Below are 10049 nucleotides of genomic sequence, written 5' to 3'. Positions count from 1 at the left end.
CCGGGGGCGGACGCGGGCCCCGGCCGGACGGGCGCCGGTCGGAGCCGGGTCCTCGAACCACCCCTTCCCAAGGGCTTGCTGAGCCGCTCCGGTAAACCGGTGGACGGCCCGCCGGAGATCACGTAGCGTGTGGCGCGCCACGCCCCGAGACCAGCGGAAGGAGGACGAGCCGTGCAGTTCCCACCGTTTACGCGCTCCCTCCCCGCCCGGCAGGCGTGCCTCTACTGATCGACCGGGAGCGCTCTTCGCAGCATGCGTCCCGGAGGACATCCCATGACCGATGTGGTCATCCGCGCGCTCGACACGAGCGACGCCGCAGTCTTCGACACCCTGCCCGACCCGCTCGGTGCCCGTGAGGGCCACCGGCTGACCCGCCACCGCCCGGAATGGAAGCGGGTGGCCCTGCGCGACGGCCGTGTCGTCGCCCGCGGCGCCTGGTGGGGCGGCCCCGACGACTCCGAGCCCAGCAACGTCAACTGGTTCGACGTGGCCGAAGGCGAGGAGGAAGCGGGCGCCGCACTCCTGCGCTCCGCCCCCTGGCAGGTCGAACTGGAACTGAACCTGCCGGCCGGCTGGCGCGACGACCCGGCCCTGCGCACCGCCGCCGAGACCCGCGCCACCGCCGCCCACAAGGCCGGCTACGAGCTCCTCGTCGAACGCCTGCTGTACCGCTGGACCCCCGGCTGCGGCCTGCCCGAGCGGCCCGGGCGTCTTGAGTTCCGCGCCGAACCGGACGACGCCGTGTTCTTCGACGCCCTGCGCCGCATCCACTCCGCCACCCTGGACGCCCACGCGCTCAAGGCCATCGAGCAGGGCGGACTCGACCGGGCGGCCCAGGAGGAGCTGGACTTCTTCCACTGGTGCCCCTCGCCGCGCGAGTGGTGGCAGGTGGCGTACACACCGCAGGGCGACCTGGCCGGCATCCACATCCCGGCCCACAATCCGACGGGCCCCTGCATCGGCTTCATCGGCGTCCTGCCGGACCAGCGGGGCCACGGCTACGCCTACGACCTGCTGGCCGAGTGCACGCACTTCCTGGTCGAGCAGGGGGCGGAGTTCGTCGCCGCGGCCACGGACCGGGGCAACTTCCCGATGGCGGCGAACTTCGCCAAGGCCGGCTACCCGGTGGTGAAGGAGCGGCTCAACTTCGACCCGGCGCGGTAACCGGCCCGCCCGCGAACCGCCCCGGCCGGGCGGCTCAGGACCTGCCGTCGAGCAGGTCCTGGGCCGTCGCGAGGATCTCCGTCACCCGCAGGCCGAACGCCGCGTCACAGGCGTGCGGGCGGCCGGTCCGGGCGGCGTCGAGGAGCGCGTCCGCGGCCCGCATCAACGCGGGCACCGCCCCGTCGGAGCCGTCCGGCAGCACCGCCACCCCGCCCTCCCCGCGCAGCTCGACGCCGGCACCGGCCGCGGCGGGCGGCGCCGTCAGGCTCAGAGTGAGCGTGCTCGACGCCCCGCCCGCGTGGTCGAGGACGACATGCGCCGTGTCGCCGGGCCCGTACACCGCCGCCGTCACGCGCCGCACGTCGCCGAGGACCGGCAGCAGCACGGACAGGGCGTGCGGTCCGACGTCCCACAGGGCACCCTTCTCCCGCCGCCACGGCGTCGCGAACGGGCTTTCGCTCGTGAACACCGCCCCGAGCCACTCGGCGCGGCCCGTGAACCAGCCCGGCACCGCGGCCTGCTCGGCGATCCACGCCGCCGGCCCGGGCTGGAAGCGGGTCGTGAAGAACACCACCGAGGCGACCCCGGCCTCCTGGGCGGCCGCGACCACGGCCCGCGCCTGCTCCACCGTCGGCGCGAGCGGCTTGTCGAGCAGCAGATGGCACCCGGCCCGCGCCGCCCCAACCGCGAGAGAGGCCTGCACCTCGGGCGGCAGCGCCACGGCCACGGCGTCCACGTCCGCGAACAGTTCGGCGACGTCGTCGTAGGCGCGGACGCCGTGCCGCTCCGCCAGTTCCTTCGCGGCTTCCGGGCGACGGCCCCACACCCCCGCGAAGTCGAGCTTCCCGTGCCCGCTCAACGCGGGTGCGTGGGCCGTCCGGGCCCAGGGTCCGGTGCCGAGCAGTCCTATGCGCATGCCGCCGCCTCTCCACGCTGCCAGGTGGAAGAGCGTGCCACACCGAAACGGGCGTCGGACAACGACAAAGGCGAGGAGTGTTCTCCTCGCCTGTCTCAAGTTATAGCCCACGGGGGGACTTGCGGCAAGGCCCCCCGGCTCCCGCAGACTGTCCGGCCTGAGCCCAGGACCTGCGGAAACGGGAGCATGACGTGACCCCTGCGACCACGAGCGCGTTCGATCTTCCCGACCGCCTCGCGCACAAGGCCGCCCCGGCGTCGATCGCCGGGGACGAACAGCACTTCGCCGCCATCGCCGACTGCCTCACGCAGAACATCGCCGAACTCTCCGACCGCCTTGCCGCCGAGCGCAGGGCACCCGGCGGCAAGGGCAGGCAGGCGTTGGACCGGGACGCCGAGATCCACCGGCTCACCGCACGGCTGCGCGCCCTGAGCCGCTTCGGACTGGACCTGTGCCTCGGGCACATGGCCGCCGCCGACGGCTCCGCGCCCGTGTACGTCGGACGGCTCGGCCTGACGGACAGCGAGGGGCGCCGGCTGCTGGTCGACTGGCGTTCCCCCGCCGCCGAGCCCTTCTTCGGAGCCACCCACGCCAACCCGATGGGCCTGGCGAGCCGTCGCAGGTACCGCTGGACCGACGGCAGGATCGTCGACTACTGGGACGAGGTGTTCACCGCCGACGGATTCGACGGGCACGCCGCGCTCGACGACCAGTCCGCCTTCATCGCCGGCCTCGGCACCAGCCGCTCGCCGCGCATGCGGGACGTGCTCGGCACCATCCAGGCGGACCAGGACGCCATCATCCGTGCCGGTTCCCGCGGCGCCCTCGTCGTCGACGGCGGTCCGGGCACCGGCAAGACCGTCGTCGCCCTGCACCGCTCCGCCTACCTGCTCTACTCCGACCCGCGCCTCGGGCAGCACCGCGGCGGCGGCGTGCTCTTCGTCGGCCCGCACCGGCCCTACCTGTCCTACGTCTCCGACGTCCTGCCCAGCCTCGGCGAGGAGGGCGTGCAGACCTGCATCCTGCGGGACCTCGTCGACGAGGGGGCCACGGCGGGGGAGGAGACCGACCCGGAGGCGGCCCGTCTGAAGTCGTCGGCGGACATGGTGCGGGCGATCGAGAAGGCCGTCCGCTTCTACGAGGAGCCGCCCGCCGAGGCGATGACGGTCACGACCCACTGGTCCGACATCCGGCTGAGCGCCGCGGACTGGGCGGTGGCGTTCGAGGCGGCGGAACCCGGCACGCCGCACAACGAGGCACGCGACCAGGTCTGGGAGGAACTCCTCACGATCCTCGTGGACCGGCACGACGGCGACGCCCCGGACGAACTCCTCCGTCAGACGCTGGCACGGGACCGGGAGCTGCTCATGGCCTTCAACCGCGCCTGGCCCCTGCTGGAGGCGACCGACCTCGTCGGGGACCTCTGGTCCGTCCCCGCCTACCTGAGGATGTGCGCGCCCTGGCTCAGCCGCGACGAGGTGCGCACCCTGCAACGCGAGGAGGCCCACGCCTGGACCGTGTCCGACCTGCCGCTGCTGGACGCCGCCCGCCAGCGGCTCGGCGACCCGGAGGCCTCACGGCGCAGGCGCAGGCAGGAGGCCGCCGTCGCCGCACAGCAGGACCGCATGGCCGACGTCATCGACGACCTGCTGGAGGCCCACACCTACGACGACGGCGAGGGCGTGCTGGTCATGCTGCACGGGCAGGACATGCGCAACTCCCTGGTCGACGAGAGCGTCCTGCCCACCGCCGACCCCGACCGGCTCGCCGGGCCGTTCGTGCACATCGTCGTGGACGAGGCGCAGGAACTGACCGACGCGGAATGGCAGATGCTGCTGCTGCGCTGCCCGTCCCGGAGCTTCACCATCGTCGGGGACCGTGCCCAGGCCCGGCACGGGTTCACCGAGTCGTGGCGGGAACGCCTGGAGCGGGTCGGTCTGGACCGGGTCGAGATGGCCGCGCTGAGCATCAACTACCGTACGCCCGCCGAGATCATGGCGGAGGCCGAGCCGGTCATCCGGGCCGCGCTGCCCGACGCCAACGTGCCGACGTCGATCCGCAGCAGCGGCGTCCCCGTCCGCCACGGGTCCGCCTCGGAGCTCACGTCGGTCCTCGACACCTGGCTGGCCGGACACGCCGAGGGGATCGCCTGCGTGATCGGCGCTCCCGCGTTTCGGCCCGCCTCGCCCCGCGTCCGGTCGCTGACCCCGGAGCTGTCGAAGGGGCTGGAGTTCGACCTGGTGGTGCTCGTCGACCCGGAGAACTCCGGCGAGGGCGTCGAGGGCGCCGTCGACCACTACGTGGCGATGACCCGGGCCACGCAGGAGCTCGTGATCCTCAGGAGTTCCTGACACGCCGGCCCGGGCGGCGTTCCCGGGTGGCCGGCTCAGTTCTCCGTGCTGATGTTGACCATCCAGGGGACGCCGAAGCGGTCCGTACACATGCCGAACACATCGCCCCACATCTGCTTCTCCAACGGCACCGAGACCGAACCGCCCTCGGACAGCTTCTCCCAGTAGCCGCGCAGCTCGGCGTCGTCGTCACCGCTGAGGCTCACGGAGTAGGAGCCGCCCTGCTCGGACTCCGTGCCCGGTGGGTTGTCGGCTCCCATCAGGGTGAAGCCGCCGGTGGTCTCCAGCATGCCGTGCATGATCTTGTCGGCGTTCGGGGCGTCCGGCTGCCCGAACTCTCCGTAGCTGTTGAGGGCGAGGGTGCCGCCGAAGACCTCCTGGTAGAACTCCATCGCCTGCCGGGCGTCGCCGTTGAAGGTGAGGTACGGGTTGAGGCGCGAGGCCATGAGAACCTCCCGGAAGGGGGCAAAAGGCATTTTCGCGCAGCGTATCGTCAGGCACCGACAACGGCTCGTCGGGCGGCCCGCGCCCTCGGCGGGGCCGGGGTTCGCCACCGCCGGAGCCGTCACCAACTGCACTGTTAACGTGGCCGCTTGAGCAGAGGGGGAGACGGCAGCTCATGTCATCGACATTCCGCATCGGCGGGGATCTGGACGTACGCAGGCTCGGCTTCGGAGCCATGCACTTGCCCACCGAACCCGGCCCCGGCCGGGAGAACGCCCTCGCGGTGGCCCGGCGCGCCGTGGAACTGGGCGTGACCCTGATCGACACGGCGCACCTGTACGGCGGCGGTGCCAATGAGGAGCTCCTCGCCGAGGCCCTGCACCCCTATCCGGAGGGCCTGCTGATCACCACCAAGGTCGGTGTCGCGCGCACCGGCCCCGGCGGCGACTGGAAGCTCGACGGACGGCCGGAGATCCTGCGCGACCAGGTCCGGCAGGCCCTGCGCCGCCTGCGGACCGAGCGCATCGAACTTCTCCAGCTGCACCGCATCGACCCCGGCACGCCACTCGCCGACCAGCTCGGCACCCTGCGGGAGCTCCAGACCGAGGGCCTGGTCGGGCGGATCGGGCTGTCGGAGGTCACCATCGAGGAGCTGGAGCGGGCCAGGGAGTTCGTCGACGTCGTGAGCGTGCAGAACCGCTACAACCTGCTCGACCGGGTGCACGAGCCGGTGCTCGACGCCTGTACGGCGGCCGGCATCGCCTTCCTGCCGTGGCGGCCCGTCGCCTGGGGGAAGACAGGAGCCGAGCGTGAGATCGCCGCCGTGGCGGCCGAGCTCGGGGCCACGCCCACGCAGGTCTCCCTCGCCTGGCTCCTCGACCGTGCACCGGTCGTCCTCCCCATCCCGGGCACGGCCCGGACCGAGCACCTGGAGGAGAACCTCGCGGTGGCCGGCCTGGAGCTGACGTCAGCCCAGCGGACGCGCCTCGACCGGCTCGCCGGAGCCGCACAGGCCGCGACAGGCTGACAGGCCGGGGTCAGGGGCGTGGCCGCCTCGTCGGCCGGCCGGGCCGTGGCCGGCCGGTCCTGTGACTACCGGGCGCCCGTGCGGTCGAGATGACCTGGAGAGCGGTGGGATTGTGCGGACGGCCTGGAACGACTGGCTCCGCAAGAGCGCGAGTGGCGCCCCTCAACGGCGCTTCCCTCTGAAGAGGTCACTGGAAAGAGCGGTGTAACCCCCCAGCGCGATCCCTTGTACCTCGGTACGCGTGTTCGCGGCTTGCTCACGTGCATCCCGTTCGGCTTGCAGCCCGTCTGCGGAATCAGGCACAGAACGCCCTGGATTGCGCCTGAGCAGAACGATGCTCAGCAACGCGGCAAGAGCGCCCATGCCGGCGAACAGCGCAATGATCGTTCCCATGCTCACCTCTCAGCTCCGAGCTGACACCGGAGCAGGGCAGCAGGCGGGCCCCACTCGTCGCCTGATGATCGCATCAGCCGGGAAGGCCGGCGGCAAGGCGGCCTTGCGCCATGTGGGCACCAGCGGTCGGCCGAAAGCCGTCTGTGAGCCGCTCGCGGTCGAACAGGGCCGGAGCCGGACTGGTGCCGTCGGTACGGACAGGCCCTAGTTGTTCCAGTCGTACGGGCCGCCGCCCTGCCACTCGATCAGCTCGGTGTCGTCGACGGCCGTGTCCGTGGTGGGCAGGCCCTCGCGGTGCAGCAGGTCCAGTACGTCGAAGAGGCTGTAGGCGACGCCCATGCGCTCGCCGTGGATGGTCACCAGCCGTCCGCCGTCCGTCGCGGGCGGCTGCACGACCACAGGGGGTTGACCGTCCATAGCCCCACCATGCTCCCGAAACGGCCGGTTCGCAGCTCGGTGGCGTCCAGAAGCGGTACGGACCCGCTCTCCCCGTGCCGGCGCCGGGCCCGGCTGTGTCCCGGTGACAAGGCGCGATCCGGAAGCTGAGTTCTCATCAGCACTCCCTGAGAGCGGTCGCACCCGCGCCCTAGCGTCCGTGGCATGGACATGAACCGTACGCACAGAGGGAAGTGGCGCGGTGCCGTGCTGGCGGTGCTGCTGAGCGCCGGAACGCTCACGGCCGCCGCCCCGGGCGCCCACGCCGACGGCACACGCACCGAGACACCGGTGAGGTCGACGTCGCCGGTGACCGGAGTGACGGAGTCGATGGTGCGGGTGAAGGTGCCGCTGCCGGAATCGGCGGGGCCCCGCCCGGCCGCCTGCGACTGGCTGTCATACCTGCGCTACCGCTCCGCCGCCGGGCCGTCCGCGTCGGCCGACGCCGACCGGATCCTCATCGCCCAGCCCGGGATCCTGGAAGGCGCCGGGGCGTTCGACAGCGTCGCCCGCAACACCGTCACGCGCGCCGCCGAGCAGGGACGGCACATCGAGTTCTGGGCGCTGGACCGGCGTTCCAACTGCCTGGAGGACCGCACCGGCATCGCCTCCGGCGACCAGCACACCGCGGTCGACTACTACTACCGCGGCAAGCAGGTGGGCGGCCGCACCTTCGCCGGCTTCACCGGCAACGCGCAGCTGGGCTGGATGGCGAAGCTCGGGATCGAGCAGACCGTACGCGACCAGTACGACCTGCTGACCGCCGAGTTGCCCTCCCCGGCGCAGCGCAAGCAGAAGGTGCTGTGCGGCGGGCACTCGCTGGGCGGTGTCATCACCGGGTACTTCGCCGCGGCCGACTTCGACGGCAACCGCGCCACCACGGCGGACGCCGGCTACAACCAGTGCGCCGGCTACTTCGCCCTCGACACCACCGTCTCCACCTCCCTGGCCGACCTCAGCGGCAGCATCCCGGACGACACCAACCTGCCCGACATCGGCCTGGGCCACGGCGCCGTACAGGCCGGGCTGGACAGCGGTGTGCTGCCGCGCACCCTGTCCGCACCGGTGCTGCTCAACCCCGAGACCATGACCCTGCTCGGCATCGCCGGACTCGGTGCCCTGGACGACCTGGAGGGCGAGGCCGACCTGCCCCGCTACCTGCCCTCCAACCCCAACATCGAGGCCACCCACCGTCTCCTGTTCGCCAAGGACACCGCCGCCTTCCTCAGCGGCAAGCCCTCGGTGAAGGACTTCCGGCTCACCAACGGGGCCGTGCTCGGGGCCCTCCTGGACGACAACTCCGTGCCGCTGGCGTTCCTGCAGACCAGCGTGGGCTTCTTCGACGGCGGACCGATCGCCGACAAGAGCTTCCCCGTCGCCAACGGCGGTGATGAGCACGCCGGGCCGTACGGCACGGCGTACAAGGCCATCCCGGACCGGCCGCGGGGCCCGCTCTACACCTGGCGCAACTACGACCGCGTCGGCGACCCGGACGACCCCGGTCACCGCTCGGCCGACGGCACCCCGTTCACCGGCGCCGGCGAGGAGGTCACCGACATACGGCAGTTGGCCCGCAGCCTCGCCGAGCAGCCGCTGGACTTCACCGAGCAGTACTTCCCGACCAAACTGGTCACGGACATCCAGCTGGCCACGTCCCCGCAGGTGAAGAAGCTCGTCGTGCACCCCGAAGGGCTCAAGGCCAACCCGGTGCTCACCGTGCTCGCCGGTGAGGGCCTGCTGGCCGGCCGGGTCCCGGCCGAGCTGCACCCTGTGGTCGCCGACGGTTACCAGCACCTCGACGTCCTGACCGCCGCGCCGGTGCAGAACAACGGCCGGCCGGAGCCCGTCTCCACCGGCCTCGCCGACTTCGCACGGTCGCCGAGCCGGCCATAGCCGCCCACACGCCCGGGGCCCGGGAGGTTCTCCTCCCGGGCCCCTTCGCCTGACGCGGGCTCAGAGCCTGCCGGCGGCGAACGTGGCCGCCTCCTCCGCGTCGTCCCGGTAGCTCAGGTGCGCCCCGACGTCACCGCCGCCGCTCTCGCAGACGGGGTCGCCCTGGGCGCAGAGGTCGAGCGTGCGGCTCTGGTACGTGCCGGTGACGCTCTTGCCGAGCGCCCGGATCGGGTTGCCGAACAGCAGCACCGCGGCGACCTTCGGCTCCACCGCCGCCGGCAGCGTGGCCACGATGGGGCTGCCGACGACCGCCCCGGCGCTGCTGATGCCGATCGAGTTGTCGACGACGTTCGCGCCCTGCGAATAGCCGACGAGAACGAACTTCTGCCCGGGGCAGGCGGCGGCCTGGCTCTTCACATGGTTCACCAGATCCAGATTTCCCTGGGCGGCGGACGTGGGGGAGAGGTCGGCGGGGTAGTTCACCTTGTAGCTGGAAACGCTTTTGCCCACCGCCTTCTTCTTCAGCGCCGAATACACCGGGTCGCCGACGATGAAGCCGAGCGTGCCCGGCTCGAAGGTGCCGCGGGCCGCGACGACCTCGACGTCCGTGCAGGCAGCGGCGATGGCCGGGGGAGCCGCGAGGGTGGTGAGTCCGGCCCCGCCGACCAGCGAGAGCGCCGCGAGACACATACGGATACGCATGGGGATCCTCCGCGTGAAAGGCGCGTGAAGCGCCTGCGAAAAAGGACGCCCCGAACGTATGGGCTTTTCCCCGCCTGCTGTTATGGACGGGATGATGGAAACCCCGCCGGTTTTTGTCGCCGATTGAGTACGCCGCCCGGCCCCCGGGTCAGTTCTGCCGCGCGTGCAGTGATTCCGCGCGCAACGCGAGAATGAGGTCGAGGCGGGTCTCCGGGTCGTGCAGGGCGTCACCGAAGAGCTTCTCCAGCTGGCGCAGGCGGTAGCGGACCGTCTGCGGGTGGATGTGCAGCCGTGCGGCGACGTCCGGCACGTTGCTGCCGCTGAGCAGCCAGGCCAGCAGGGTCTCGGCGAGCCGGTCGCGCTGCCCCGCCGAGACCGTGTCGAGGGGCGCCAGGACCCGTGCCTGGAGGCGCTCCAGCAGCGGCTCGTCGCCGTGCAGCAGCAGCGTCGACAGATGCTCGGAGCAGCGCACCACGCCCTGGCGGGGGAGCACCCCGCGGCCCATCAGCCCGAGCGCCCGGGAGGCCAGCCGCAGCGACTGCGCGGCCTCGGTCACCGCGACCGCCGGGCCGATCGCGGCGGGCCGGCCGCGCAGCGCGAGCGTGAACGCCCGGCCACCGGTGCCGCCCGAACCCTCCGGTTCGGGCACCAGCATGCGCGGCGGCCGGGACCCCATGTCCACCAGCGCGCCCGCCGCCGCCAGCGGCCGGTCCTCCTCCCGCCG

At 72.3% G+C, this 10049-nt stretch carries 10 protein-coding genes; 4 read left to right on the top strand and 6 right to left on the bottom strand.

Annotation, left to right across the window (positions count from 1 at the left end):
* Positions 1 to 273 precede the first annotated feature (273 nt).
* Positions 274 to 1164, top strand: a complete 891-nt coding sequence (locus tag GTY56_RS11970) for a GNAT family N-acetyltransferase (RefSeq protein WP_161365039.1) — start codon at positions 274 to 276, stop codon at positions 1162 to 1164.
* A gap of 34 nt (positions 1165 to 1198) precedes the next feature.
* Here GTY56_RS11970 and GTY56_RS11965 read toward each other — a convergent pair whose 3' ends face one another.
* Positions 1199 to 2080, bottom strand: coding sequence for a Gfo/Idh/MocA family protein (locus GTY56_RS11965; RefSeq protein WP_161365036.1), 882 nt, complete (start codon positions 2078 to 2080; stop codon positions 1199 to 1201).
* Between the two features lie 191 nt (positions 2081 to 2271).
* On the opposite strand from GTY56_RS11965, the gene helR reads away from it, so the two are divergent.
* On the top strand, positions 2272 to 4431 hold the full coding sequence (helR, locus tag GTY56_RS11960; RefSeq protein ID WP_161365035.1) for an RNA polymerase recycling motor ATPase HelR: 2160 nt from the start codon (positions 2272 to 2274) through the stop codon (positions 4429 to 4431).
* Positions 4432 to 4466: 35 nt separating this feature from the next.
* On the opposite strand, the gene GTY56_RS11955 is transcribed toward helR, so the two are convergent.
* Positions 4467 to 4877: a VOC family protein gene (locus GTY56_RS11955; RefSeq protein WP_161365033.1), complete on the bottom strand. Its 411-nt coding sequence runs from the start codon at positions 4875 to 4877 to the stop codon at positions 4467 to 4469.
* Positions 4878 to 5050: 173 nt separating this feature from the next.
* Between GTY56_RS11955 and GTY56_RS11950 the strand changes: the two genes are divergently transcribed.
* Entirely contained in the window at positions 5051 to 5902 is an 852-nt protein-coding gene (locus GTY56_RS11950) for an aldo/keto reductase (protein WP_161365031.1), read from the top strand.
* A gap of 162 nt (positions 5903 to 6064) precedes the next feature.
* Here GTY56_RS11950 and GTY56_RS11945 read toward each other — a convergent pair whose 3' ends face one another.
* Together GTY56_RS11945 and GTY56_RS11940 are read right to left on the bottom strand one after the other, a co-directional pair.
* Positions 6065 to 6295, bottom strand: coding sequence for a hypothetical protein (locus GTY56_RS11945; RefSeq protein ID WP_161365029.1), 231 nt, complete (start codon positions 6293 to 6295; stop codon positions 6065 to 6067).
* A 204-nt stretch (positions 6296 to 6499) separates the two neighbouring features.
* A complete protein-coding gene (locus tag GTY56_RS11940) occupies positions 6500 to 6712 on the bottom strand; it encodes a hypothetical protein (protein WP_033312487.1) in 213 nt (70 codons plus the stop codon).
* A gap of 183 nt (positions 6713 to 6895) precedes the next feature.
* On the opposite strand from GTY56_RS11940, the gene GTY56_RS11935 reads away from it, so the two are divergent.
* Positions 6896 to 8623, top strand: coding sequence for a hypothetical protein (locus tag GTY56_RS11935; RefSeq protein ID WP_202510046.1), 1728 nt, complete (start codon positions 6896 to 6898; stop codon positions 8621 to 8623).
* Positions 8624 to 8683: 60 nt separating this feature from the next.
* Here the strand turns inward: GTY56_RS11935 and GTY56_RS11930 are convergent, their stop codons facing one another.
* A complete protein-coding gene (locus GTY56_RS11930) occupies positions 8684 to 9325 on the bottom strand; it encodes a cutinase family protein (protein WP_161365027.1) in 642 nt (213 codons plus the stop codon).
* A gap of 148 nt (positions 9326 to 9473) precedes the next feature.
* A partial coding sequence (locus GTY56_RS11925) for a PucR family transcriptional regulator (RefSeq protein WP_161365025.1) occupies positions 9474 to 10049 on the bottom strand: 576 nt, incomplete at its 5' end.

This window comes from Streptomyces sp. SID5643, from assembly GCF_009872555.1.
GTDB lineage: Bacteria > Actinomycetota > Actinomycetes > Streptomycetales > Streptomycetaceae > Streptomyces > Streptomyces iakyrus.
This window is presented reverse-complemented; position numbering and strand designations above follow the sequence as displayed.